Origin of the sequence: Actinoplanes oryzae (assembly GCF_030757795.1) — a bacterium.
In the GTDB taxonomy this organism is placed as follows: Bacteria; Actinomycetota; Actinomycetes; order Mycobacteriales; family Micromonosporaceae; genus Actinoplanes.
On record NZ_JAUQWH010000019.1, the window covers coordinates 37,608 to 62,712 of the forward strand.

Genomic DNA, 25,105 nt, shown 5'->3' on the forward strand with positions numbered 1-25,105 from the left:
GGGGTCATGCACCCCCTGCTCGCCGCCACGCTGCGCCGCCGCTCCCGGGCCCTCGCCCTCGCCGGCGCCGCCGCCACCGGGCACCAGGTCTGCGAAGCCCTGGTGCCGCTCGCCATCGGCCTGGCCGTCGACCACGCGGTCGACGGCGGCCCGCCCGGATTCCTCGCCCTGGCCGTGGGCGGTGTCCTCGCCCTCTTCGCGCTGCTGGCCACCGGCGGCGGCACCAACTTCTGGCAGCTCACCGCGGCCACCACCCGGGAGGCCGCCCACCTGCGGGTGAGCACGGCCGCCCACGTCCTCGCCGACCCGGCCGCCGGTGCCGGGCGCCGCCCCGGGGACCTCGCCACGGTGCTGGTCTCCGACGCCAAGGCCGCCGCCGACGTGCTGCGCGCGCTCGTGTACCTCGTCTCGGGCGCCGCCGGCCTGCTCGTGACGGTGGCCGTCCTGCTGTCGGTCGACCCGTGGCTCGGGCTGGGCATCGCCGCCGGCGCCCCGCTGCTCACCCTCGCGGTCAACCGGCTGGGCCCGTGGCTCGAGCACCGCATCGCCGCCGGTCGCCACACCGCCGGGCTGGCCGCGGCGCTCGCCGCCGAGCTGGTCCACGCGATCCGGCCGCTGCGCGGGTTCGGCGGCGTTCCCGAGGCGGTCCGCCGCTACCGGAACGCCAGCCGCACGTCCCTGGACGCGGCGCTGCGCGGGGCGACCGCGTCCGCCGCCGCCGAGGCCGCCGGGGCGCTGGCGACCGGCGTGGTCCTGACCGGCACCGCCGCCGCGGCCGCCGCCCTGACCGCCGCCGGCCGGATCAGCGCCGGCGACCTGGTCACCGTGGTGGCAATGGCGTCCTTCGCCGGCGAGCCCGTCGACCGGATCGCCGCGGGCATCAAGACCCTCGCGACCGCCCGGGCCGGCGCCGGCCGCATCGCCGCCCTGCTCACCTCGTCCGCACGCGGCGGCAAGACCGGCGACCCTGTCCGCCCCGGCGTCGCCGTACGGCCCGGCGAGATGCTCGGCGTCGTCGCCACCGATCCGGCCGTAGCCGCCGACCTCGCCGCATCCTTCGGGCGCCACCGCCGCGACACGCTGGTGGAGCCGCACGCCGTACACCTGCTCGGCCGCACCCTGGCGGAGGTGCTCGACACCGGCCGCGCCGCCGCTGCCGAGGCGACGGCCCGCGCTGTGGCCGCCGCCCAGGCCGGGGACACCGGCACGGCGATCGCCGACGGCGGCGCCAACCTCTCCGGCGGCCAGCGGCAACGGGTGGCGCTCGCCCGGGCGCTCGCCGCCCGCCCGGCGCTGCTGGTGCTGCGCGATCCGCTGACCGCCGTCGACGCCGTGACCGAGGACGCGGCAGCGGCGGGACTGACGGCCCTGCGCCGGGCCGACGGCGGCACCACCGTCGTGATCAGCACCTCACCGGCGCTGCTGTCCCGCTGCGACCGGGTCACCTATGTCGCCGGGTCCCGGCCCCCGGTCGACGGCACCCACGACGACCTCGCCCGGGACCCCGGATACGCCGCGGCGGTGCTGCGATGACCGGACGGCGGACCCACGACGACCCGGCCACGGGACTGCCCGTCGCCACCGGGCGGCAGAGCCTGCGAATCCTGGCCAGGGCCGTGCGCGGACATCGCGGCCAGCTCGCGGCGGCCCTGTCGTGGACAGCCGTGGCCGCCAGCGCGACGGTCGCCGTGCCGCTGCTGCTCGGGCGGCTGGTCGACGCCGCGCGCGCCGGGGGTGCGTACCCGACGGGGGTGATCCTCACGACCGGGACCGTCGTCCTGGCCGCCGCCGCCGGCACGGCCCTGAGCCTGCGCGCCACCGAGCGCCTCGGCGTCACCGTGGCCGCCGGCCTGCGCGAACGCGTCGTCGAGCGCACGCTCACCCTGCGCCCGGCCACCCTGGAGAGCGCCGGCAGCGGGGAGGCCGCCTCGCGCGTCACCGAGGACCTGGAGAACTTCGTCACCGCCGTACCGCTGCTGGCCGACGTCCTGCGCGCCGGCGTGACCGTCGCGCTGTCCGCGGCCGGGTTCGCCACCCTCGACTGGCGGCTGGCGCTGGCCTTCCTGGTCGTCTTCCCCGTGTACGCGATCGGCCTGCGCGCCTATCTGCCGCGCGCCGCCCGCCTGTACGCCGCGGAGCGCCGGCTGGCCGCCGAACGCGGGCGCGTGCTGCTGGAGTCGCTGCACGGGCGCGACACCGTGCACGCGTACGGGATGGCGAAGCTGCAGACCCGCCGGGTGGCCGCGGCCACCGGGGACACCGTCGCGGCGGCGCTGCGGGCGGCTCGCAGCTACCTGTGGTTCAGCAAGAGCATGAACGCGGCCGAGGCGATCGGGCTGTCGGCCGTGCTCATCGCCGGCTACTGGCTGGTGCGCGCGGACCTGGTCACCGTCGGCGCCGTGACGGCCGCCGCGCTGCTGTTCCACCGGTTGTTCACGCCGCTGGGGACACTGCTGCTGTCGTTCGACGACGTGCAGCGGGCGCAGGCGTCGCTGGCGCGCACGGCCGGCGTGCTGCTGGTGCCCGCGCCGGAGCCGGGCGAGCGGCGCGAGGCCCCGGCGTCGGTCACCGTCACCGTGCGCGACGTGCAGCACGCGTACGGGACCGGGCCCGCCGTCCTGCGCGGGGTCGGCCTGGTCGTCCCGGCCGGCACCTCGCTCGCCCTCGTGGGCAGCAGCGGCGCCGGCAAGACGACCCTGGCGAACCTGCTGGCGGGCACCTTCCCGGCCACCGGCGGCGAGGTGGTCCTCACCGGCCCGGACGGGGACATCGCCGTCACCGATCTGGATCCCGGCGTGCTGCGCGACTGGGTCGGCGTCGTCGCCCAGGAGACGCACGTGTTCACCGGATCGCTGCGCGAGGACCTGACGTACGCGGCGCCGGGCAGCGACGACGATCGGATCCTGCGGGCGCTCGCCGCGGTCCGGGCCGGCGCCTGGGTGGACGCCCTGCCCGCCGGGCTGGACACCGCCGTGGGCCCGGGCGGACACGCGCTGACCGCCGCACAGGTGCAGCAGCTGGCCCTCGCCCGGCTGCTGCTGCGCGATCCGCCGGTGGTCGTACTCGACGAGGCCACCGCCGAGGCCGGCAGCGCAGGCGCCCGGGAGCTGGAGACCGCGGCCGCCGCACTGATCCGCGGGCGCACGGCGATCGTCGTCGCGCACCGGCTGACCCAGGCCCGCGCGTGCGACCGGATCGCGGTGCTCGCCGACGGGCGGATCACCGAGACGGGGACGCACGACGAGCTGCTCGCGCGCGGCGGGGCGTACGCCAGGCTGTGGGCCGCCTGGACCACGTCCGGCGTCAGCACGACCGACGCCCGGGAGGCCGGCATCAGCGCGGCCGGCGTCGACGCGGCCGACGCCGGCACGACCGACGTCAGCGCGGCCGGAGTCGGTGGGGCCGGCGAGCGGACCTAGCGGAGGCGGTCGCGGACGGCCCGGACGAAGGCGTCGGCGGAGCCGGGCAGGACATCGAGGGCGTAGCCGGGCTCGAACACCTCGACCTCGATCACCGTGCCCGCGGCGATGTCGATCCGGGCGTACAGGGGAAGCTTGGCGTCGGGGTCCTGCGCCCCGGTGATGTCCGCGATCGCCGCCACCGCCCGCCGCCCGAGTGCGATCTCCTCGTCGTCCGGCGCGCCGAGGGTGATGGTGCTGGTGTAGGTGCCCCCGACGTACGCGCCGCCGGGCAGCAGGATCGGACCCTTGTGGAAGGCGCCGGCATACTCGCCGTTGAAGAAGAACAGCCCGTGCTCGCCGCCCTCGGTCACCGCGTCGAGGGCCGGCTGCACCATCGCGGTCTTCCCGGCGCCGGTGATGCGCCGCCCGAGCCCGGCCGCCGCCGGATCGTCCGCCGCGAACAGCCCGGTGTCCCGCGACCCCGCCGACACCGACGGCTTGACCACGACACGGCCGCCGCCGTGCTCCCGCAGGGCGGCGTCGACCTCGCCGGCCGTCGTGCAGAACGCGGTCGGCACCACGGGCACCCCGGCGGCGGCGAAGTCGTCGAGGTAGCGCTTGTCGATGTTCCACCGGATCAGCTCGGGCGCGTTGAGCACCCGGGCCACCGCCGACACCCGGTCCAGCCACGCCAGGAACTCGGCGTACCGCTCCGAGTAGTCCCACGGCGTCCGGATCACCACCAGGTCGAAGCCCGCCCAGTCCACGCCCGCGTCATGCCAGATCACCACCTGGGCGTCGTGCCCGTCCCGCCGCAACGCCCCGGCGAGCACGCCGGTGTCCGGCTCGGGTGTGCGCAGTCCGGCAGGATCCGTAGTAACTAGTCCGATGCGAGCCACCCCCTTACCCTACCCAGCCGGGCCCGAGCACGAGCAGGCTGTTCGCGGTGCCGGCCCCGGGGGGCTGCGGGGCCGTGAGCGCGGCTCGCTCGCCGGTCGCTAGCGCCGTCCCGCGGGAAGGCCCGCGTGCGCGTCGCTGTGGTGCTCGATCGGCGGGGTGTCCGGGCGTTGCCGGGCGCGGTCGGCGGCCAGGGCCGCGGTGAGGATGCGGCCGAGGAGGGCGAGCAGGGGTTCGGCGCCGGTCAGGCGGCTGTCGCCCGTATGGGCCTGGGGGTCGAGCCCGCAGATGGCGCCGAAGACGCTGCCGTCGGGCTCGCTGATGACCGCGCCCGCGTAGGCGCCGATGTCGATCAGGTCGTTGACGCCCGCCGCCGCGTAGACGGGGATGCCTTGGGCGTCGGGTGCGACGGCCGGGGCCCGCCCGGCGGCCATGTGGACGCAGAAGCTGTCCTCCCACGGGTGGCTGTCGCCCTGGCGCAGGCCGTAGCCGTTGTCGTCGAGGTAGAGGTAGACCTGTCGGCCGTTCTCCACCCGGGTCACGGCCCAGAACGCCAGCGGCAGGTGCTCGTGCAGATAGTCCAGCACCAGCCGGGCGGTCTGCTCGAAGCCTGGGGCGGGCGCCGGCGGTGGCAGGGCGGCCGTCGGGGCGATCGGTGCCGGCGGCGCCTTGACCTCGCGCGGCGGGACGTCCGGGGCGGCGGGCTCGTGGGCCCGCACGGCGACGCCTTCGGCGGGCAGGGTGAACACGAACTGGGAGCCCTGCCCGGCAGGGTTGTCGGCGGCGGTGATGGTGCCGCCGTGCCGTTGCACGATGCGCCGGCAGATGCCGAGTCCGAGGCCGGTGCCGGTGTAGCCGCCGGTGCGGTGGGCGCGGTGGAAGTTGGTGAAGATGCTGGTGTGCTGCCCGGCGGGGATGCCGATGCCGTTGTCGGTGATCGTCACGCGCACCTGGTCGCCCTCGGTGTCGCTGGCGATGCGCAGGCTCGGGACCACGCCGGGGGCGGTGTACTTGATGGAGTTGCTGATCAGGTTGTCCAGCAGCTGGCGTACGAGCACCGGATCGGCCTGGACGGTGTGCAGCTCGCCGATGTCGAAGACCGGCACGGGCGTGTGATTGCTCTGCGCCTGGTCGATGCGGGCGGTGGCGATGTCGGTGACCACCGCGTTCAGGTCCAGGGGGATCGGGGTGATCGACGCGTCGCGGGCGGTGGTGTAGGCGAGCAGGTCGTTGATGAGGTTGCGCATGCGCCCGGCGGCGCGGCGGATGCGCGCGACCCCGTCGGCGGCCTCGGCGGCGGCCGGATGGCCGGGGTCCTCGGCGAAGGCCTCGGCCAGCAACTCGGTCCACCCCTCGACCGTGGCCAGCGGGTTGAGCAGGTCGTGGGCCACCACACCGGCGAAGGAGGCGAGCTCGTCGCGGTGGCGGCGCTCGGCGGTGACGTCGTGGAAGACCGTCACGGCGTAGTGGATGCCGTCGAGCTCGCCGGGGATCGCGCTCGAGCTGACGCTCACGATGCGGCCGTCGGGTACGCCGGGATTGCGGACCAGGATGTCCATCGCTGTCACGGGGTCACCGGCCAGAGCCCGCCGGTAGGGCATCTGGTCGCCCTCCAGCGGGGTGCCGTCGGGGTGGAACAGCCCGTAGTAGCCGGGATCGGCCATCTGCCCGGTGCTGCTCACCACTCCCCCGAGCAACTGGCGGACCGCCGGGTTGCGCAGCAGGAGCCGGCCCTGCCCGTCGACCACGGTCAGGCCCTCGGTCAAGGAGTCGACGATGGCTCTCATGAGCCGGGTCTGGCCCTCCGCCGCCTGCTCCGAGCCGCGCAGCCGGGACACCAGGGCCGTGCGCTCGTCGCGGCCCAGCGCCAGCGCGAGGCCGACCACCGCCACCATCCCGACGAACAGCTGCGCGATGAGCGCCCGGAGCGGATGGGAGTCGATCGCGGCGAACGGGCCGTGCCCGGCCAGGGTGAACAGCACGGCGACCGTGCCGAAGACGATGTCGTGCACGATGACGAACCCGGTGTGCAGCCGCAACCCGGCCCACACCGTCATCACCAGCAGCGGAAACGCCAGCGGCAGCCCCTGCGAGGCACCGAAGGCCAGCACGTAGGCACCGGCCGAGGCCAGCACCAGCGCCCCGTACTCCAGCCGGCGCAGCGACGGCATCGCCGCCCAGGCCGCGCGCGAGCGCGCTCGCAGACTGCCCACGCTGCCGGGCGTACGGGTGTGCAGCAGGTGCCCCAGCCGGATCCCCGCGACGCCGATGAGCAGGATGCTGACGGTGTTGCGGGTCATCCACACCGCGGTGGCCGGCCACGAGTAGAACCCGCTGACGATCATTACCCCGGTCGGGCCGAGCACCGCTCCGCACGCCGTGGCGATGAACGCCGCGGCGACCAGCCGCCACAGCTCCTGCAGCCGGGCCAGCGGCTGCAGCCCGCCGCCACCCCACAGATGCGGCAGCCACCGCCCGAACAGCCAGGCGAACATCATCGCCTGGGCCAGGTTCGCCGCGACGAAGAAGGCCGCGAGCTGCCAGGACGCGCCCGTGGCCGTGTTCACCACCATGGTGACCCCGGCCAGCGCCACCGCGTCCAGCCAGCGCCACCGCGACGCCCGCTGCGCGACGAACCACACCGCCGAGACACCCGCGGCCGGCCACACCAGGCTCAGGTTCGTGGCGTCCATCACCGTCTTGCGGCCCGCGTAGGTGGCCACCACGTACAGGGCCGCGAAGCCCAGCGTCCGCAGGACCGACGACCGTCCGCTCGTCATCCGCCCACCTCGATGCCGGCGCCGCAGCCGGGCAGGCCGAGCATCTGCCGCACGCCGGCCGTCAGCGCCGCCCCGGTGAAGGGCTTGGCCACGAACACGGCCGGCACCTGCCGGGCGCGGTCGTACACGTCGCCGCCCCACAACACCGACAGGATCAGCGCCGGCAGATCCGGGTGCCGCAGCCGCAGCCGCTCGAGCAGCTCGAGACCGTCCATGCCGGGCATGTCCAGGTCCAGCACCACCGCGTCGGGCGGGCCTCCGGCCTCGACCAGCGCCAGCGCCTCCGCCCCGCCGCCGGCCGCCAGCACCGCGTGCCCCTCCTGCACCAGCCGCTTCACCACGAGGTCACGGATGTCCGGCTCGTCGTCGACCACCAGCACCGTCGCCACATCGCCCCCTCACCCCTCCCTTCGGCGGCCGCAGCGATCCGATGAGCCGGAACCCGGCACGGCAGGCGTCGCACCGGCGTGGGCGCCGCGCCGGTCGTGCCGGGTCCGGAGGGGGTCAGCGCGTGTAGCGGTACGCGCGGGTGACGGTCTGGCCGAACGTGCCGCCCGCGCTGTCGGTGGCCCGCACCCGGGTCGACACCCAGCCGCTGCCCTTCGGGTAGACCACCGTCGCCGCCGACCCGGCGATCGGTGCCTTGACCCAGCTCGCGCCGTCGTCGAAGGAGACCTCGAACGTCAGCGCGCGCAGCGTCACCGGGGCCCCGGCCTGCCCGGCCGGCGTCAGCGGGATGCGGTCCCTGGTGCCGGCGCGGGCGGTGTCGGCGGCGTCGAGGTGCGGCTGGTAGCGCACGGCGAACACCGGCAGGTTCACCACCTCGCCGGAGGCGCCCGACGTCCAGGACAGGACGGTGTGCGAGGTGGCGGTGTCGTTCTCGACGCGGTAGCGCGCGGGCTCGGCCGGCAGCCCGTCGGCGTAGGCGCCGCCCGCGTCCGTGGCGATCAGCTCGTCGCCGCGGTAGAGCCGGGTGGTGACGTCCTGGGTCTGGTCGTAGCCGGAGTGCCCGCCGCCGTCGCCGGCCCACGGCACGGTGACCGCCATCTGGTCCTGGTAGCGCTGGAACCACGGGATGCGCCCCTCGAACTGCATGGCCTGCGGCGCGGCGCCCCACGTCTCGGCGAGCTTCTGCCCGGGGCGGTAGGTGCGCGCCGGGGCGTGCAGGACGTTGCCCTCGATGCCGCCCCACTCGCTGGGGCGGCCGATGTTCGCGCCCGCGATCCAGCGCAGGCCGGGGTCGCCGGTGAGATAGCTGACCCGTACGCCGGGAGCCGTCACCCGCGGCGCCCCGGAGACCACGTAGTTGCCGTCCGCGTCGGTGGCCTCGTGCCAGTGGTTGGCCACGGTGTCCGGGCCCCGGCCGCGGAAGGTCTCGGTGACGGCGGCGAAGTCCTTCGTGGTGAAGGCCCTGCGGTAGCCGCCGAGCAGTTCCTCACCCGTCACCGTGTCGCCGGCGAAGTAGGCGTACGGGCTGCCCGCGTGGTCCTCGCCGCTGTCGCGCTGCATCCAGACGCTGCTCACGTGCCCGGTCAGGCCCGCGCCCCCGCCGCCGTCGGAGCGGCCGATGCTCAGGTCGCCGAACGTCGGCGCCGACGCGCTGTAACCCCAGCCCGCTCCGGCGGCACCCGCCTCGGCGACGCGGGTCTCGGCGTCCGGGCGGTCCACGCTCTGGGTCACGCGTACGGCGTCGCGGGCGTCGAAGACCAGCGTGGTGTCCTTGGTCAGCTCCAGTTCGGGCTGGAAGAGGATGCTCACGCCGGCGCCGGCGAACACGTAGGACCCGGCGGTGAAGCGGCCCTTGGGCAGCCGCAGCGTCACGGTCCCGGAGGCGTCCCACGGCGTCCAGAAGTCGCCGCCGTCGCCGGGCGTGTAGATCTGGGTGAAGTAGTCGGCGGCCGCCGCGCCGTCGGCCCCGATGTGCTTGATCGTCAGCTGGTAGCGCTCCGGCTCCTTCTCGATCGCGACCGGGGTGACGACCCGGCTGTCGCCGCTGGTGGCGGCCAGGTGCGCCTGGTGCACGCCGACCGCCAGCGCGCGGGTGTCGGCCGTGACGCTCACCTGGGCCGTACCACCGGCGGGGACCGCGACGGTGTCCGCGCCGAGCCGGAACGCCGGCGAGTCCAGCGCGAGATCGAGGGTGACCGCCGCCGGGCCGAGGTTGCGGTAGGTGACGGTCTTGGTCACCGCGGTGTCGTTGTCGTGCGGCCACAGCTGCGTGCCGTAGGACAGAGACACCGGCTCGGAGACCACGCTCTGCCGCAGCGCGCGGGCGACGTCGACGCGTCCGGCGCCGATCTCGGTGGGGGCGCCGGGCGTGCGCTCGGCGGAGGCGGTCAGGGCGGCCTTGAGCTGGGCGCCGGTCCAGTCCGGGTGGCGCTGCGCGAGCAGGACGGCGGCGCCGGCGACGTGCGGCGTGGCCATCGAGGTGCCGTCGGCCGCGACGTAGGAGCCGGGGAACTGCGCGTCGGGCGTGCCCATCTCCGTGCCGGTCGCGCGGGCGGCGACGATGCCCACGCCGGGTGCGGCGATGTCGGGCTTGACGAACCCGTCGCCCGTACGGGGACCACGGCTGGAGAAGTCCGCGACCGCGTCGTCCCGGTCGACGGCGGCGACCGTCAGCGCGGCGTCCGCGCTGCCCGGCGATCCGACCGTGCCCGCGGCGGGACCGTCGTTGCCGGCGGCGATGACGAACAGGGCGCCGGTCTGCGCGCTGAGCGTGCCGACGGCCTCCTCGAGGGGATCGATCGACGCCGTGTCCGGGCCGCCGAGGCTCAGGTTGATCACCTTGGCGTGCTGCTCGACGGCGGCCCACTGCATGCCGGCGAGGATGGCCGAGTCGTCGCAGCCGGCGCCCGCGCAGACCTTGCCGGACAGGATCCGCGCGCCGGGGGCGACGCCCTTGTACCTGCCGCCCGAGGCGGTGCCGTCGCCGGCGATCGTGGAGGCGACGTGCGTGCCGTGCCCGACGGTGTCGGTCTCGCCGTCGGTGAAGGACCGGGACGTGACGCGGCCCGCGAGGTCGGGGTGCGACTCGTCGACGCCGGTGTCGAGCACGGCGACGGTCATGCCCTCGCCGGTCAGCCCGGCCTGCCAGGCGGCCGGGGCGCCGATCTGAGGGACGCTGCGGTCGAGCAGCGGCTGCCGCTTGCCGTCGAGCCACACGGTCTGCACGGTGCTGTCCTTCAGCGCCGGCCACACCGCCGGGGTGTCCCGCTTCGGCGCCTTCATCGCCACGGACCGCAGGGCCGCGAGGTCGCGGGTCGGCTCGGCGCCCCGGGCGCGCATGGTGGTCGTCACCTTGGGCAGCTGGGCGGCGGTCGCCGAGCGCACGATCAGCGGCACGTCGGGGCGGCGGGCGTCGTCGTAGCCGAGCCGGATCAGCTCGGTGACGTCGAACAGGCGCCGGTCGACCCGCCCGGTACGCACGAGCCGGGCGGCGTCGGAGGGGATCACCCGCAGGTGCCCGCCGGCCGAGGTGGTGGCGAACGTCAGGTGCTCGCGGCCGGGGCCGGGCTGCACGGCGGCGGTGGTGGCGTGCGGGGAGGAGACCTTCACCCGGTCGCCGGTCACGAGCGTCACCTCGTAGGCCTGTCCCGCCGTCGGAGCGGCCTCGGCCCGGCCCGGGGAGGGCAGCACGATCGCGCACGGGGAGAGGACCGCCACGACGGCCACCACCGCCAGCCGCGGTAAAGCATCGAACTTCGTCATACCCCGTACGACTGGATCACCCGGCCGGAAAGTTGCATCAGGCGGCGGTGCCTTGTTGCCGTCGGGGTCGGCGTCGATGCGCGGCACCCTAGCCAGGGTTCCGGACGGTCGGCTTCCGGAACCCTGGACGCGGCTCAGAGGTGCGGGCCGAGCAGGGACAGGTCCGCCGGGGAGAGCCGGTCCCTGGCGGTGGCGGCCTGGTGCCAGTACGGGTAGAGCAGCGGCAGCGCGCTCACCTTGTCCAGCCGTGCCCGCTCCTCCTCGGCGAGCTTCAGCTCGGCGGCGGCGAGGTTGTCGGCGAGCTGCTCGTCCGTGCGCGCGCCGATGACCAGCGACGCGACGGCCGGGCGCCCGAGCAGCCACGCGAGGGCCACCTGAGCCGCGGAGACGCCGTGCGCCTCGCCGATCGCCACCAGCTCCTCGACGGTGTCGTAGAGCTGCTCCTGGTCGCGGACCGGCGGCTCGTTCCAGTCGGTGAGCTGGCGCGACCCGGCCGGCGGCTGCTGGCCCCGGCGGTACTTGCCGGAGAGCAGGCCCCCGGCGAGCGGGCTCCACACCAGGACGCCGAGGCCCTGGTCGACGGCGGCGGGGATCAGCTCGTACTCGGCGTCGCGGGCCTGCAGCGAGTAGTAGATCTGCTCGCTGACGAAGCGCGGGGTGCCGGTGCGGTCGGCGGTGCCCAGTGCCTTGAGCAGCTGCCAGCCGGCGTAGTTGGAGGCGCCGACGTACCGGACCTTGCCCTGCCTGACGAGCAGGTCGAGGGCCTCGAGGGTCTCCTCGACCGGGGTCTGGCCGTCCCACTCGTGGACCTGGTAGAGGTCGATGTGGTCGGTGCGCAGGCGGCGCAGGCTGGCCTCGGCGCCGCGGATGATGTGGTGGCGGGACAGGCCGGCGTCGTTGGGGCCGGCGCCCATGCTCATGCGCACCTTGGTGGCGAGCAGCACGTCCTCGCGGCGGCCCTCGAGCACCTCGCCGATGATCTCCTCGGAGAGCCCGTCGGAGTAGACGTCGGCGGTGTCGATGAGGTTGATGCCCGCGTCGATCGCGCGGTCCACCTGCCGGCGGGCCTCGGCGACGTCGGTGCTGCCGACGTTGGCGAAGTTGCCCTTGCCGCCGAAGGTCATGGTGCCCATGGTGAGGACGGAGACTCTGAGGCCGGAGCGGCCGAGCTGGCGATATTCCATGGTCCCAACCTATGCCCAGGATCGAGTTGCGGAACCCGACCCAGCTCTTCGGCCGATACTTCATCGAACTTCGTCCATGGCTTGGGAAAAGGCCGACACTGAGGGTTCCCCGATCCCCGCGGAGGAATCCCCATGAAGAAGGTGCCCGCCATCCTTGCGGCGCTGCTGGCATCCGCCGGAGCAGTCGCCGTCACCACCGGACCCGCCGAGGCCGCCACGGTCACGGTGCAGGCCGAGGCGTTCGCGGCGCAGTCCGGCGCCGTCGTCGAGGCCACCGCCGACACCGGCGGCGGCCAGAACGTCTCCTATCTCGCCGCCGGCGACTGGCTGCGCTACGACGGCGTGGACCTCGGCGCCGCCGGCACGCTCTCCCTGCAGGCCCGGATCGCCTCGGCGGCCGGCTCCGGCGCGGTCGAGCTGCGCACCGGGTCGGTCACCGGCCCGCTGCTGGCCAGCTTCCCGGTCTCCCCCACCGGCGGCTGGCAGACCTGGGTCACCCGCACGGCCACCGCCGCCGGCCACCCGACCGGCAAGCAGACCGTCTTCGCGGTGCTGCAGAGCACCGGCGGCGGCGATTTCGTCAACCTGAACTGGTTCAAGTTCGGCGACGGCGCCGGCGACACGGCCGGTTGGGTGCCGATGGACCAGGCCCGGTGGAACGCCCAGCTGGCGGCCTACCGCGCACTGCCGATGCACCCGGCGCCGGCCGATGCCGTACGCGTCTCGGAGTTCAACGCGGCGTGTACGTACAGCCACTCCCGGCCCGACGACCCGATCGTCTTCCCCAACATGCCGGGCGCCTCGCACATGCACACGTTCCTCGGCAACACGAGCACCAGTGCCGCCACGACCACGCAGTCGCTGCTGGCCAACGCGGGCACCAGCTGTGCGCCGTCGACGGACCTGTCGGCGTACTGGATCCCCACCCTGTACGAGAACGGCCGCGCGGTCGAGCCGTCCGGGGTGACCGTCTACTACGGATCGCGGCTGCCCGACCCGAGCGCGACCGTGCCGTTCCCGCAGGGCTTCCGGATGATCGCCGGCGACGCCCGGCTGCAGGTGCCCACGCCGAAGGGCTCGGTGAACCAGTTCTTCTGCGCCGGGCCGGGCGGTGAGATCGGGCGCAGCGCCGACGGCAACTGGCCGGTGTGCGCGCCGACGGCGGACCTGGTGTTCCAGCTGGTCTTCCCGGACTGCTGGGACGGCGTGCACCTGGACAGCCCGGACCACAAGTCGCACGTCGCGTACACCTACACCGGCACGTGCAGCGGCGACTACCCGGTGGCGATCCCGAACATCTCGTTCGTGATCGCGTACCGGACCAGCGGGTCGGCGGCGGGCTTCGAGCTGGCCTCCAAGATGGCGTCGTCCATGCACGGCGACGTCTTCCTGGCGTGGAACGACGCCGCGCTCGGCCAGCGGGTCAAGGATTGCGTGGTGCAGCGCGCGAAGTGCAACACCGCGGGCGGGTTCTAACAGGATGAGCCGGTGGCGCAGGCCCGGAGCAGCTCCAGGGCCTGCGCCACCGGCGGGTTCTGCGCGACGGCGTTCTGGACCACCGCATGCACCGCGCGTACGGGGGTCGGCGCGACCAGGCCCACGACGGCGACCCCCTCGGGCAGGTGGGCCGCGCCGAGGCGGGGCAGCACGGTGATGCCGATGCCCGCGTCGACGAAGGCGATCGCCGTCGGATAGTCGTGCGCCTCGACCCGGAACGACGGGTGGAAGCCGGCCGACTCGCACGCGTCGAGCAGGTTGCGCCGGCACCAGCCCCGGGCGAAGTCGTTGTCGATCCAGCGCTCCGCCGCGAGGCTCGCCAGCTCGACCTCGGTGCGGCCGGCGAGCTCGTGGGAGCGGGGCACGACGGCCACGTACGGGTCGTCGTGCAGGTGGTGGGCGCGGGCGGTGCCCGTACCCCGGAAGCCGGGCGGGGCGACGGTGACCTGAAGGTCGGGCAGCTTGCCCGGCCCCGCGCTCAGCTCGTCGCGCAGCTCGAGGTCGAGGCGCAGGCCGGGAAAGGCGGCGAGCAGCCCGCGGGCGACGGCCGGCAGCCAGGCCGCGCCGACCGACGGGAAGTAGGCGATCGACAGGGACCCGGTGCGCCCGGCGCGCAGATCGGCGACCAGCGCCTCGACGTCGCCGAGGCTGGCGAGCACCCCGTCCACCTGCCGCGCGAGGGCGAGCCCGACGGCGGTGGGCTCGACGCCGCGGCCGCTGCGGGCCAGCAGGACCAGGCCGGTCTCGCGTTGCAGTGCCGTCACGTGCTGGCTGATGGCGGACGGCGTGTAGCCCAGCGCGGCGGCGGCCGCGTGCACGGAACCGCCGGCCACGACGGCCCGGAAGACGCGCAGCCGGTGCAGATCGAGCATGCCCCGACCGTACAGTCCGGCTTAACAATACGAAAGATCTACTCGCTTGTGCTAACGACTTCCTCCGGCCAGAGTCGGCGGAGTGAACCAACGGACCCTTCCCCTGCTCGCCGCCGGCGTGACCATGCTGCTCTGGGCGTCGGCCTTCATCGTGATCCGCTCGGTGGGCCCGCACATCAGCCCGGGCGCGCTCGCGCTGGGCCGCCTGCTGACCGGCACGATCGCCCTGGGCGCGGTCGCGCTGGTGCGGCGGCGGCCGGTCCCGCGCGGGCGGCCGTTGCTGCTGGTCCTCGGGTACGGCGTGCTCTGGTTCGGCATCTACGCGGTGCTGGTCAACGCCGCCGAGCAGCACCTGGACGCCGGGACGACCGCGCTGGTGGTCAACCTCGGGCCCATCCTGATCGCCGTGCTGGCCGGGCTGTTCCTCGGCGAGGGCTTCCCGCGGCCGCTGCTCGCCGGGCTCGCGGTCGCCTTCGCCGGCGTGGCGATCATCGCGGCGGCCACCTCGACCGGGCGGCACGACACCGCCGGGGTGCTGTTCGCGCTGGGCGCCGCGGCCCTCTACGCCGTCGGCGTGCTGCTGCAGAAGCAGGCCCTGGCGACGGTCGACCCGTTCACCGCGACGTGGCTGGGCTGCGCGGCCGGGGCGGCGGCGTGCCTGCCGTTCGCCGGGGACCTGGTGCACGACCTCGGCTCCGCCTCCGGGGGCACCGTGGCGGGCATGGTCTACCTGGGCCTGTTCCCCACCGCGATCGCGTTCGCCACCTGGGCGTACGCGCTGGGGCGCATGAGCGCGGGCCGGCTGAGCGTCTCGTCGTACCTGGTCCCGGCGTTCACCGTGCTGCTGTCCTGGCTGGCACTCGGCGAGGTGCCGACGGCGCTGGCGCTGGCCGGAGGGGCTCTGTGCCTGGCCGGGGTGGCGGTCACCCGCCTGCCGTCGAGAGTCAGATCTTGAACAGTGACTGCCCGTGAGGCATCGACTCCGGTACTCTGCGCCGCCTAGGTTCGTGACGCCATTACTTAGAGCAGTGTCGATGCACAAACGCGATCAGGAGGCGGGATGAGCACGGGTGACCAATCGAGGACCGTGACCACCCGTTACATCTGGATTCCGCACGGTGGCAGCGGCGGCTGGCTGCTCGTGCACCGCAGCATCGCCGGCACCGTGCCCGGCGGCGACGGCGGGCGCAGCTCCGAGGAGTTCTGGGTCACCGGCGAGATCGCCCCCGAGGACGCGACCGACGTGCTCCGGGAGTCCGGCGACGCGTGGCGGCCCATGGTGCTCGGCGAGCCGGTCAACTTCCTGCTCTGGCCGTATGTGCTGACCGCCGTCACCGGGCGCCAGCTGCGCCGCGTCCGCGAGCAGGTGCTGCTCACCCCGATCCGCCCGCTCGCCGACATCCGCGTCCAGGTCACCGAGACCCCGGACGGCCCGGTGGTCGCCGCGCCCGCCCTGGTGACCGTGGCCGACGACCCGTACGCCCCGCGGACCGCCGACCTCGCCCTCGACGACGGCTGGGAGACCGGCGGCCTCGACCCGGCCCGCCGCCGCGAGGTGCTGCTGGCCGCCCTCGACCGCCGCGTCGAGCTGCCCGTCGCGAGCCCGGCCTGCGTGGTGCACATCAACCGCTTCGTCGGCTCCCACGACGAGCCGCCCCTCGACCGGCGCGGCGTCCGGGCCGCCGTGGCGGCGGTGCTGGCCGACCCGGCCGACCCCGGCCCGCGCGAGCGCCTCGTCGACGAGCTGGCCGGCCACGGCTGGAGCTGCACCGCCGAGCCGCTCGTGCTGCGCGGCATGCCCAAGCCGGCCTTCCTCGACCGCATCGCACTGTTCCTGACGCGCGAGGGCGACCGGGCGGCGTACCGGATCGTCGCGCCGCCCGCCGTCGCCGAGGTCATCGCCCAGGACGAGGAGCTGGCCACCGAGCTGGCCGCCTTCCTCGCCCCGCTCGAGCCGGCGCTGCGCCCGTCCGACGTGACGTTCCTCGAGCTGCTGCCGGGCATGTGGGACGTCCCCCGCGAACGCGCCATGTCGCTGGCCCCGCCGGCCTGGGACGAGGTCGTCGCGCTGCCGGAGGGCGGCACGGTCACGGTCGGCAAGCCGCCGGTCCTCGACATCCGCCACGTCGAGCTCTTCGACAGCCAGGGCCTGCCGAGCGGCACGTTCGACCTGTCGTCCATCCCGATGCAGACCACGGGCGGCAGCGCCATGGAACGGTCCTCCGGGCTCGACCCGCGTGGACGTCGCTGATCCCTACCGGGCCCGGCCGTGCCCGGCTCAACGCACCGGACAGGCGGCGGCTGACCCGCGGACGCACCGCATCACCGCTGATGTCGCCGAGGCCCGGGCTGCCGTCACCGCGGTCGCGGCGGTCGACCGGAAGCTCGTCGGCCTCGACCGGCTCGCCGCCCAGGAGGCCTCGGCACCGGTCGTCCGGGGCTACCGCTCCTGGCCGATGCGTCGCACCTGCCCGGCGTGGACATCGCTGACCCACTCCCAGCCGGGTGCGGCCCGCGGGCCGATGCGGGGGTCGTCCGGCGCCGTCCCCCGCCGGAGATGGTGCAGGTAGGCCCGGTCGCGATCGATGCGTTCCTTCGTGTCGTGCCCGGCCGAGCCGTGCCCGGGGACGACGACATCCCCGTCCTGGTCCGCCAGCAGGTCCAGCGCCGCGAGGTAGTCCCCGATCGGGTCGGCGGCCTCCGCGTCGAGCATCGGGATCAGCACATCGGACAGCATGTCGCCGGCGACCAGCACCCCGCGGTCCTCGATGACCAGGGCCGCGTGGCCGGGCGCGTGGGCCCGGTGCTCGGCGATCCGCACCGCGGGCCCGTCCCAGGGGACGTGCACGGTGCCGGCGGGCAGGCCGGTGATCTCCCCGTACAGGTCGAGCGACATGTGCTCGGCGATGCCCGTACCGTCGAGGTGCTCGATGACGGCGGCCTTGGTCTCCGGATCGTTCTCGACCGCGGCCGCGCACCGGGCCGTCCCGTAGCGAGGGGCCACGCCGAGGCGCGCGTGCCACAGCAGGTGGTCCCAGTCCGGGTGCGTCGAGAAGCCGGCCGCGACGGTCCAGCCCTCGCGGGCAAGGTCGTCCGCGAGGCAGGTCAGCTCGTGCTCCTGCAGCCCGGGATCGATGAGCAACACACGGTTGCCGCTCCCCCGCACGACGACGGTGTTGCTCATCAGGAAGTCGCTCCGGTGGAGGTGAACGCCCTCCGCGATCGGCGTCAACATACCGAGTACCGCCGCATGGTCACTCCCCGCTCGAAGGACTTCTGCTCGACAAGCTCGAGCTCGACCGTCCCATCATGCCCGTCGAACAAGGGCCGGCCCGCGCCGAGGATCACCGGATGGGTGAAGAGCAGCACCTCGTCGAGCAGCCCGGCCGTGAGCAGTTGCGTGGCGAGGGTCGCGCCGCCGACCCCGATGAGGCCGTCGGTCTGCTCGCGCACGGCGGCGAGTTCGCCGAGGTCGCTGACGATCCGCGTGTTGTGCTCGGCGCTGGTGCGGGTGCGGGAGACGAGGACCTTGGGCTTGGCGGTCCAGATCTCGCCGTACTCCCGCAGGTAGTCCGGCAGCGAGGCATCCCCGGCGGCCTGCGGCCAGAAGGACTCCATCGTCTCGTGGATGATCCGGCCCTGCACCATCATGGACAGCGCCCGCGCCCGGTCATTGAACTCCCGATGCAGCTCCTCGCCGATCCGCATCCACTCGCCGCCGCCGTTCTCCCCGGGCGTCCGCTCGATCCGCAGATCAAGAGAAACATTCATCCAGTACGCGAATCGTCCCGCCATGCGCCCATCCTGGCCCATGGCGCCCCGGCCCGCGGGCCGACGCGCTCAGTGATCGGCGTGCTGGGCCGCGTACTCAAAGTAGATGTCGTCCAGGACACGCCGTGCGGCCACGAAGTCTTCCGCGTCCTCGGGATGCTCAAGGGTGTAGGCGCATGTGGCGAGGGTCTTCCACAAGGCCCAGCCACGTCCGCGTGCCCACATCGCATCGTCCACGGACAGCTTCTCGCGGAATGCCTCTCGGCCGTCAGCGGTCAGCATCGTCCAGGCGATCGCCAGATCGCAGGCCGGGTCGCCGACGCCGCAGGTCCCGAAGTCGATGACGGCCGCCAGCCGGCCCTCCGCAAGCAGGAGGTTTCCCTGGGCGACGTCGCCATGGAACCACCGGTCCACACCGTCCCAGCGGGCGTCGAGTGCCCTCGCCCAGATCTCGCGAACCAGCCCCGCGTCGACGTGACCGTCCAGTGTCGCGAGCGCACGCTCCACCTCCTTGTCGTAGGTGCGCAGGGTCGCGCCCCGGAACCAGTTGTGGACACCCGGCTGCGGACCGCCGGCGGCGTCGACGCCCTGCAGGGCCGCCAGGAACTCTGCCAGGTCGATCGCGAATCGCACCGGGTCGGCGATGCGGTCCACGCTCGCAGGTTCGCCGTCGAGCCACCGATAGATCGACCACGGGAAGGGGTAGCCCGCGTCCGGCCTGCCCTTCGCCACCGGGACGGGGATGGGCAGCGGCAGCCTGGCGGCCAGGACGGGAGCCACCGATGCTCCTTGTCGACCGCCAAGGCGTACTCGGCAGCGCTGGGCAGACGCACCAGCCGCTCGGGGCCGAGGTGAAAGGTCCAGTTGTCCCAGCCGCCTCTGACCACCGGCTGGATCGGGAGGTCGGCCAGGTGCGGAAACTGGCCCGCGATGAGGCGACGAACTTGTCCCGCGTCGACGGTGATGCGCTGCGGCAGGGGACCGAGATCGGGAATATCTTTCTCCTTGAGGCGAGCGGGGACGGCATTGCGGAGCGGCTATGAGGCAGCGGTGGCTGTCGGATACACGGTAGAGCCTGCCTCCCCGACCGTGGCGACGGCGGTCAGTGGGTCATGACGCGCTGGTGCAGGGCGGTGACCACCGCGCGGGCCGAGGTGAAGGCGCCGTGCTGCCACGCGACCTCGTGGGTCAGCCAGTCGCCGGCGAAGTAGACGCGGCCGCGCGGCTGGAGCAGGAGGTCGTAGGCCGGGGTACCGAGCGGGACGCCGGTCCACGCGCCCTCCAGGTGCCGGGTGCGGTGCCACGCCTGGGACCATGATGCGGCGACGCCCTGCCGGTACACGTCACCGTGGATCTTGGCGCCCTGGGTCAGTGCGCGCTCCAGCCGCTGGGCGGGCGTCAGGGCGCCGTACGCCAGGGCGTTCTGCCCGGTGTTGTAGTAGCCGACGACCAGGCCGCGGGCGCTGTGGTAGCCGGTGGAGGGGTACCAGATGTGGGACAGGTCCAGGTCGGTCTCGGTGATGCCGCCGTAGATGCGCAGGTCCTCTTCCCACCAGCGGCGCCGGTACTCGAGGCCGATCTTGCCCGAGGGGGTGACGCTCCACGCGCCCAGCGCGGCGGTGATGTCGGCGCCCAGGTTGTGCGGGATGCGGGCCAGCAGGTGCGGGGGCAGGGCGGCGACGCAGTAGTCGGCGGTCAGCGAACGGGTGCGGCCGGCCTGCTCGTAGCGCACCTCCACCCCGGCCGGGCGGTCGGTGACCGAGGAGACCACGGCGCCGAGCTTGATGCGGGTGGGGCCGATCGCCCTGCTCAGCGCGTACGGGATCCGGTCCATCCCCCCGACCGGCTGGAACATGACCATGGCCTGGTCGTAGCCGAACTCGAAGCTGAAGTAGCGTCCCACGTTCGAGGCGAACACGTCCGCCAGCGATCCGGGACCGGCGAGCGGGGTGCCGGCGTCGTGTCCCGCCCCCGGGTACGCCGCGTAGCCCCGCCGGCTCGTGCCGGTGTACTCCCAGCCGGCGGTGCGGCCGCCGATGGCACCGTAGCTCTGCAGGAAGCTGAGCAGCCGTTCCTTGTCCGTGGCGCTCAGCTCGCCGTCGAGCGCCCCCTGGTCGGTGGCCTTCGCGAGCAGCTCGCTGACGTAGCCGTACACGTCGGCCTTGGCGGTCCGGTACTTGACGAGGGCGCCGGTGGACTCGTTGTAGATCAGGGCGTCGGCGTTCTGGTTGGTGAACACCTCGATGGGCACGCCCAGCTCGCGGCAGTAGTCGAGGGTGACCATCCACTGGGCGATGCGCGCGGGCCCGGCGTTCATGGAGATGCCGGGCGAGAACGCGGCGCGTTGCGTGTGACCGTCCAGATCGGTTTCGGTGGTGCCGCCGCGCACGGTGAAGTTGCGGCCGCCCGCCACGCCGCGCGCCTCGAGGACGGTGCAGTCGTAGCCGGCCTTGCCCAGCTCGTACGCGGTCGCCAGCCCCGCGACGCCGCCGCCGAGGATGACGACCTTCTGCGCGCCGCGGCCGGTCAGGTGGAAGTCGGCGCGGCTCGGGGCGCGGAACGGTGGGGCGGGTGCGGCGGCGGCCGGGGCCAGGCCGAGCGCGCCCATCGTGGCGAAGAGCGCGCCGGCGCCGCCGGTCACGCCCACGGTCTGCAGGAAACGACGCCGCGAGATGTCGGACACGAGGTCATCGTGCGGCGGCTTTGTTTCGTCATGATGTCGATAGATGTAAACGCGTGAATGCATTGTTAGGGTCGGGCCGTGGACCTGCTGCGTACGCTGACCGCGCTCACCTTGACCGCCTCCGCCTTCGCCGTCCCGTCGGCCGCCCACGCCTCCCCGGATGACACCGCGCACCGGGACTTCGCGAACGGCGCCGACCGCAACACCACGGCTGCCCTGATCGACGAGCCGCTGCAGACCCTCGGCACGACCGACCGGCCGAAGGCCCGCCAGGGTTATCCGCGTCAGCAGGAGCTGCGGGTCTACCCCGAGGACCCGGCCGACAAGGCGATCAAGCTGGGCCTGGTGCCGTACCACGGGATCGCGCCGCGCCTGAACGCCCTGCAGCAGGCCAGCCGGCGCGTCTCGGCGGAGGTCGTCGGGCACTCGGCGCTCGGGCGCGACCTCTACCTGGTCACCGTGACCGCCCCGGAGACCGTTGCCGAGGCCGCGCGGCAGGACAAGTGGCGCGCGCTCATCGAGGACGATCCGGCCGCCGCGAAGCGCGACCGGCAGCTCGCCCGCGACTACAAGACGCCGGTGTGGATCAACGCGAACATCCACGGCGACGAGTGGGAGGGCACCGACGGCGCGCTGCGCGTCATCGAGCGGCTCGCCACGGCCACCGACGCCGCCACGGCGCGGCTGCTCACGCGTACGCGGATCTATGTGACCGTGACCAACAACCCGGACGGGCGCATCGCCGGCACCCGGGCCAACGGCGCGGGCTTCGACATCAACCGGGACCACGCGACCAGCTCGCAGCCGGAGTCGCGGGCCGTGCGGGACGTGGTGATCGCCACCCAGCCGTTCGTGATGCTCGACGAGCACGGCTACACCGGCACCACGCTGATCGAGCCGGCCACACCGCCGCACGGGCAGAACTACGAGTACGACCTCTACATCAAGCACGCCCTGCCGGACGCGCTCGGCATGGAGAAGGCCATCCAGCAGCTCGGGCACGCGGAGACGACCCGCGCGGACATCCCGTTCCGCGACTACGCTCCCGGCGACTGGGACGACTGGCCGCCGATCTTCACCCCGATGTACGCCATCTATCAGGGCGCCGTCGGCCACACCGTCGAGATCCCGTTGCAGGTCAACCGCGGCCTCTACGACTCGCTGCCGGTCGCCGAGCTGCGCCGCCGCTCGGGCGTCAACACCGACGTGGCCGAGGCGACGATCAATGCCGCGATCAGCTACGCGGACGAGAACAGAGCGAGCCTGCTGGCCGGCCAGATCGAGCAGTTCCGTCGCGGCTGGGCGGGCGAGCCGTCCCCGGCGATCCCCGACGGCTTCGTGCCCGGCTTCGGCCCCGAGGACCGCTACTCGACGAGCTTCCCCCGCGCGTACGTCATCCCGGCCGGCGCCGCCCAGCGCTCCCCGGCCGCCGCGGCGCGCCTGGTCGACCACCTCGTCGCCCACGACGTGCGGGTGACCCGCGCCCGCACGGCCTTCCGGCTGGACGGCGTGTCGTACGCCGCGGGCTCGTACGTCGTGGACATGCACCAGCCCAAGCGCGGCCTCGCCAACGTCCTCCTCGAGGCCGGCCGGGACATCTCGGACCTGGTCCCGCAGATGTACGACATCTCCGGCTGGAGCCACCGCCTGCTGTGGGGTGCCTCGGTCTCCGTCTCCCGGCGGGAGAAGCCGCGCGTCGCCACGTCCCCGGTCGCGGTCGCCTCCCCGACCGGCTCGGTCACCGCACCGCGCGGCCGTGACCTCGCCCTCTCGCTGCGCGACGCCGCCGACGTCCGCGCCCTCAACGCCCTCCTCGACCTCGGCGTCGCCGTGCGCAAGACCTCCGCGAGCACCGTCGTGGTGCCGGCCTCCGCGCGCCCGCAGGCCGTCTCGCTGGCTTCCCGGTACGGCGTGAGCTTCGCGACCGCCCCCCGAGGCGCCACCGGCCCGCGCCTGACCAAGCCGGCGATCGCCGCGGCGGCCGCGGCCGACGAACTGTTCGCGCTGCGCGAGATGGGCTTCGAGGTGCGGCCGGTGTCCACGGCCGTGCTCAACGCCGGCTACGACCTGTCCGGAGTCGATGTGCTGCTGGTCTCGTCGGGGCTGGCGTACCCGCAGCTCTCGCCTGCCGCCCGCGCCGCGGTCGACGCCCTGCTCGCCCGCGGCGGCGTGGTGACCCGCGGCACGACCGGCGCCGCCTTCAACACCGCGGCCGCCCTGCTGCCCGCGACCGCCGTGGCCGGCCGGAGCGACGCCAACGGCGTGGTCTCCGTCACCAACACCGGCCCGGTCGTCGGCGCCGGCTCCCTGCCGAACGCGTTCGTCTACTCCCCGCTGTGGTTCACCGGCACCGGCTTCACGGTCGAGCAGCGCTACGCCGCCGACCCCCTCGTCGCCGGCCACTGGCTCCCCTCCGCCCCCGGCGCCGGCGGCCAGGAGCAGGCGGCGGGCCAGGCAGCCGTCATCTCGGGCACCACCTCCCGCGGCGGCCGCGCGGTCCTGTTCGGCACCGAGCCGCTGTTCCGCGCCCACCCCAAGGGCCTGTACGCCCAGGTCGCCCGAGCCCTCTACTGGACCGCCGGCTGAGCGCCCGCCGTGGCGCCGCAGCGGCCTGAGCTTCAGGGACGCGGTCACATCTGATCGGTGAGGAGGTCGGGGCGGCGGGTCCCCAGCCAGGCCAGCAGAGCCTTCGCCTGGGCCCTTTGGAAGTCCCGGACGGCCGGTGCCGCCGGCGGTGGTGGCAACAGGGAGCGGCTGACGAAGTAGCCTGCGCCGGCGATCAGGATGGTGTCCAGGTCTTCGCGGTCGGCCTCGCGGGTCAGCGGGTGCTCGTCGAGCAGTTGTTCGACGTCGACGCCGTGGATGGCGAGGCTCGGGGTCATCAGGACCAGGTCCAGCCAGCCGGCGCCGGTGCAGGCGTAAGGCCAGTCGACGATCCGAACCCCGTCGGCCGCCAGGATCATGTTGTCCAGCCGCAGGTCCCCATGGACCAGGGCGGTTCCGTCGGCGGCGTCCGTCCAGCGCTTCTCCCGGGCCGCGAGCACGTCGATCGAGGCGCCGGAGAGCTCCGGGTAGGCGGCGGTGACCGTCGGCCACGAGGCGGCGCCGGCGATGTCGCGCCAGCCGGTGAAGTCCCCGGCGAACTCGTCGACGAGCCGGGGCAGGCCCGGCGGTCCGGGCGTCTCCCCCAACGCGGCCACCGCCGTCATCACCAGGTCGAGGTCGGCGATGCCGGGGGTACGACCGTCAACGTGCTCGAACAGCATGACGATCCAGATCCCGTCGTCGTGCCACCAGAGCAGGCGGGGGCTCGGTGTCTGCGGCGGCAGCGCCGCGGCGATCCCGGCCTCACGCAGATAGGCCCCGGCGACCTCGGACGTGTGCCGGGCGATCGCCTTCACGAAGAACCGGGCACCCGACTCGCCGGCCACCGTCGACGCCACACCGGGGGTGAACCCGCCGGATGCGCTGGAGACCTCGTGCAGCGGGGTGGCCACGGCCTGCTCGGCGCGGATCCGGAGGGCACGCGGGATATCGAGCCAGCGCAGCCGGGTCAGGTTCATGCCGTGGCACGCTACCGCCGGGCAGCTCCCCCGGGCATCGCATTTACGTCGGCGACAGCCACCGGGAACGGTCAGTGGGCGGGCGCGTAGCCGGTGCGGTCGGCGTCCGTGATCGGTCGCAGCACGCGGGCGGGATTGCCGGCGGCGACCACCCGGGCCGGCACGTCCCGGGTCACCACGCTCCCCGCCCCGACCACAGCGCCGGCGCCGATGGTCACGCCGGGCAGGATCGTCACGCCGCCGCCGATCCAGACGCCGTCCCCGATCGTGATCGGCAGCGCCCGGCAGGCACCCGCGACCCGCTCGGCGCGGTCCAGGGCGTGGTTCGAGGTGTAGAGCCCCACCTTCGGCCCGAGCAGCACGTCGTCGCCGATGGTGATGGGCGCGCCGTCGAGCAGCACGCAGTCGAAGTTGGCGAAGAAGCGCGCCCCGAGCCGGATGTTGCTGCCGAACTCGCACCGGAACGTCGGCTCGAAGTGCGCGCCCTCGCCGGCGGCCCCGAGCACCGCGCGCAGCAGCCGCTCCCGCTCGGGCTGCGGCTGCCCGAACGCCGCGTTGTACGCGTTGGTGGCCAGCACCGCCCGCTGCCGGGCATCGATCAGCTCGGCGGTCAGGTCGTCGTACATCGCGCCGGTGGCCATGTGCGCGAACTGCTCGGCGAGGCTGGGCACTCGATCCCCCTGATGGTGCTCGGCGACGTGATCGAGGCCATTCTGCTTCACCTGCGCCGCAGGAAGCGCGGCGTC

The 25,105-nt window shown here is 74.1% G+C and carries 19 protein-coding genes; 7 read left to right on the forward strand and 12 right to left on the reverse strand.

Annotation, left to right across the window (positions count from 1 at the left end):
* The first annotated feature begins 6 nt into the window (after positions 1-6).
* Entirely contained in the window at positions 7-1,533 is a 1,527-nt protein-coding gene (locus RBH18_RS09565; RefSeq protein WP_306205888.1) for an ABC transporter transmembrane domain-containing protein, read from the forward strand.
* The gene (locus RBH18_RS09570) at positions 1,530-3,419 is read left to right on the forward strand and encodes an ABC transporter ATP-binding protein (protein ID WP_306205891.1); all 1,890 of its coding nucleotides are present in this window, start codon (positions 1,530-1,532) and stop codon (positions 3,417-3,419) included. Before RBH18_RS09565 ends, RBH18_RS09570 begins: the two co-directional genes overlap by 4 nt.
* On the opposite strand, the gene RBH18_RS09575 is transcribed toward RBH18_RS09570, so the two are convergent.
* From RBH18_RS09575 to RBH18_RS09595, 5 genes are all read right to left on the reverse strand, one after another.
* Entirely contained in the window at positions 3,416-4,300 is an 885-nt protein-coding gene (locus RBH18_RS09575) for an ATP-grasp domain-containing protein (protein WP_306205893.1), read from the reverse strand. The genes RBH18_RS09570 and RBH18_RS09575 overlap by 4 nt on opposite strands.
* 99 nt (positions 4,301-4,399) lie before the next feature.
* Complete coding sequence (locus RBH18_RS09580) at positions 4,400-7,078, reverse strand: ATP-binding protein (protein WP_306205895.1); 2,679 nt, start codon at positions 7,076-7,078, stop codon at positions 4,400-4,402.
* Positions 7,075-7,467, reverse strand: a complete 393-nt coding sequence (locus RBH18_RS09585) for a response regulator (RefSeq protein ID WP_306205897.1) — start codon at positions 7,465-7,467, stop codon at positions 7,075-7,077. Before RBH18_RS09585 ends, RBH18_RS09580 begins: the two co-directional genes overlap by 4 nt.
* A gap of 115 nt (positions 7,468-7,582) precedes the next feature.
* Positions 7,583-10,789, reverse strand: a complete 3,207-nt coding sequence (locus RBH18_RS09590; RefSeq protein WP_306205899.1) for a S8 family peptidase — start codon at positions 10,787-10,789, stop codon at positions 7,583-7,585.
* A 134-nt stretch (positions 10,790-10,923) separates the two neighbouring features.
* On the reverse strand, positions 10,924-11,973 hold the full coding sequence (locus RBH18_RS09595; RefSeq protein ID WP_306205900.1) for an aldo/keto reductase: 1,050 nt from the start codon (positions 11,971-11,973) through the stop codon (positions 10,924-10,926).
* Positions 11,974-12,105: 132 nt separating this feature from the next.
* Here RBH18_RS09595 and RBH18_RS09600 point away from each other — a divergent pair, with 132 nt between their 5' ends.
* The gene (locus RBH18_RS09600) at positions 12,106-13,449 is read left to right on the forward strand and encodes a DUF1996 domain-containing protein (RefSeq protein WP_306205901.1); all 1,344 of its coding nucleotides are present in this window, start codon (positions 12,106-12,108) and stop codon (positions 13,447-13,449) included.
* On the opposite strand, the gene RBH18_RS09605 is transcribed toward RBH18_RS09600, so the two are convergent.
* Positions 13,446-14,342, reverse strand: coding sequence for a LysR family transcriptional regulator (locus RBH18_RS09605; RefSeq protein ID WP_306205903.1), 897 nt, complete (start codon positions 14,340-14,342; stop codon positions 13,446-13,448). The genes RBH18_RS09600 and RBH18_RS09605 overlap by 4 nt on opposite strands.
* Positions 14,343-14,424: 82 nt before the next feature.
* Between RBH18_RS09605 and RBH18_RS09610 the strand changes: the two genes are divergently transcribed.
* Positions 14,425-15,297: a DMT family transporter gene (locus RBH18_RS09610; protein WP_306205905.1), complete on the forward strand. Its 873-nt coding sequence runs from the start codon at positions 14,425-14,427 to the stop codon at positions 15,295-15,297.
* Positions 15,298-15,429: 132 nt separating this feature from the next.
* A complete protein-coding gene (locus RBH18_RS09615; RefSeq protein ID WP_306205906.1) occupies positions 15,430-16,593 on the forward strand; it encodes a hypothetical protein in 1,164 nt (387 codons plus the stop codon).
* 189 nt (positions 16,594-16,782) lie between these two features.
* Here RBH18_RS09615 and RBH18_RS09620 read toward each other — a convergent pair whose 3' ends face one another.
* From RBH18_RS09620 to RBH18_RS09630, 3 genes are read right to left on the reverse strand one after another with little or no spacing between them, the layout of a single operon-like run.
* On the reverse strand, positions 16,783-17,526 hold the full coding sequence (locus RBH18_RS09620) for an MBL fold metallo-hydrolase (protein ID WP_306205908.1): 744 nt from the start codon (positions 17,524-17,526) through the stop codon (positions 16,783-16,785).
* A gap of 44 nt (positions 17,527-17,570) precedes the next feature.
* Entirely contained in the window at positions 17,571-18,137 is a 567-nt protein-coding gene (locus RBH18_RS09625) for a dihydrofolate reductase family protein (RefSeq protein WP_306205910.1), read from the reverse strand.
* Positions 18,138-18,182: 45 nt separating this feature from the next.
* Positions 18,183-18,893, reverse strand: a complete 711-nt coding sequence (locus tag RBH18_RS09630) for an aminoglycoside phosphotransferase family protein (RefSeq protein ID WP_306205912.1) — start codon at positions 18,891-18,893, stop codon at positions 18,183-18,185.
* A gap of 2 nt (positions 18,894-18,895) precedes the next feature.
* Between RBH18_RS09630 and RBH18_RS09635 the strand changes: the two genes are divergently transcribed.
* A complete protein-coding gene (locus tag RBH18_RS09635; RefSeq protein ID WP_306205915.1) occupies positions 18,896-19,156 on the forward strand; it encodes a hypothetical protein in 261 nt (86 codons plus the stop codon).
* A gap of 59 nt (positions 19,157-19,215) precedes the next feature.
* On the opposite strand, the gene RBH18_RS09640 is transcribed toward RBH18_RS09635, so the two are convergent.
* On the reverse strand, positions 19,216-20,796 hold the full coding sequence (locus RBH18_RS09640; RefSeq protein ID WP_306205916.1) for a flavin monoamine oxidase family protein: 1,581 nt from the start codon (positions 20,794-20,796) through the stop codon (positions 19,216-19,218).
* Between the two features lie 78 nt (positions 20,797-20,874).
* Here RBH18_RS09640 and RBH18_RS09645 point away from each other — a divergent pair, with 78 nt between their 5' ends.
* Positions 20,875-23,382, forward strand: coding sequence for a M14 family zinc carboxypeptidase (locus RBH18_RS09645; protein ID WP_306205918.1), 2,508 nt, complete (start codon positions 20,875-20,877; stop codon positions 23,380-23,382).
* Positions 23,383-23,426: 44 nt separating this feature from the next.
* Here the strand turns inward: RBH18_RS09645 and RBH18_RS09650 are convergent, their stop codons facing one another.
* On the reverse strand, positions 23,427-24,359 hold the full coding sequence (locus RBH18_RS09650) for a phosphotransferase family protein (RefSeq protein ID WP_306205920.1): 933 nt from the start codon (positions 24,357-24,359) through the stop codon (positions 23,427-23,429).
* Positions 24,360-24,430: 71 nt separating this feature from the next.
* Positions 24,431-25,030: a sugar O-acetyltransferase gene (locus RBH18_RS09655; protein ID WP_306205922.1), complete on the reverse strand. Its 600-nt coding sequence runs from the start codon at positions 25,028-25,030 to the stop codon at positions 24,431-24,433.
* Positions 25,031-25,105: the final 75 nt, after the last annotated feature.

What these genes read in the sequence shown, in the direction of transcription:
- RBH18_RS09565 (WP_306205888.1), top strand. Translation starts at nt 7, where the DNA reads ATGCACCCCCTGCTCGCCGCCACGCTGCGCCGCCGCTCCCGGGCCCTC.
- RBH18_RS09605 (WP_306205903.1), bottom strand. Translation starts at nt 14,342, where the DNA reads ATGCTCGATCTGCACCGGCTGCGCGTCTTCCGGGCCGTCGTGGCCGGC.
- RBH18_RS09590 (WP_306205899.1), bottom strand. Translation starts at nt 10,789, where the DNA reads ATGACGAAGTTCGATGCTTTACCGCGGCTGGCGGTGGTGGCCGTCGTG.
- RBH18_RS09625 (WP_306205910.1), bottom strand. Translation starts at nt 18,137, where the DNA reads ATGGCGGGACGATTCGCGTACTGGATGAATGTTTCTCTTGATCTGCGG.
- RBH18_RS09620 (WP_306205908.1), bottom strand. Translation starts at nt 17,526, where the DNA reads ATGAGCAACACCGTCGTCGTGCGGGGGAGCGGCAACCGTGTGTTGCTC.
- RBH18_RS09600 (WP_306205901.1), top strand. Translation starts at nt 12,106, where the DNA reads ATGAAGAAGGTGCCCGCCATCCTTGCGGCGCTGCTGGCATCCGCCGGA.
- RBH18_RS09635 (WP_306205915.1), top strand. Translation starts at nt 18,896, where the DNA reads ATGCTCCTTGTCGACCGCCAAGGCGTACTCGGCAGCGCTGGGCAGACG.
- RBH18_RS09650 (WP_306205920.1), bottom strand. Translation starts at nt 24,359, where the DNA reads ATGAACCTGACCCGGCTGCGCTGGCTCGATATCCCGCGTGCCCTCCGG.
- RBH18_RS09570 (WP_306205891.1), top strand. Translation starts at nt 1,530, where the DNA reads ATGACCGGACGGCGGACCCACGACGACCCGGCCACGGGACTGCCCGTC.
- RBH18_RS09580 (WP_306205895.1), bottom strand. Translation starts at nt 7,078, where the DNA reads ATGACGAGCGGACGGTCGTCGGTCCTGCGGACGCTGGGCTTCGCGGCC.
- RBH18_RS09595 (WP_306205900.1), bottom strand. Translation starts at nt 11,973, where the DNA reads ATGGAATATCGCCAGCTCGGCCGCTCCGGCCTCAGAGTCTCCGTCCTC.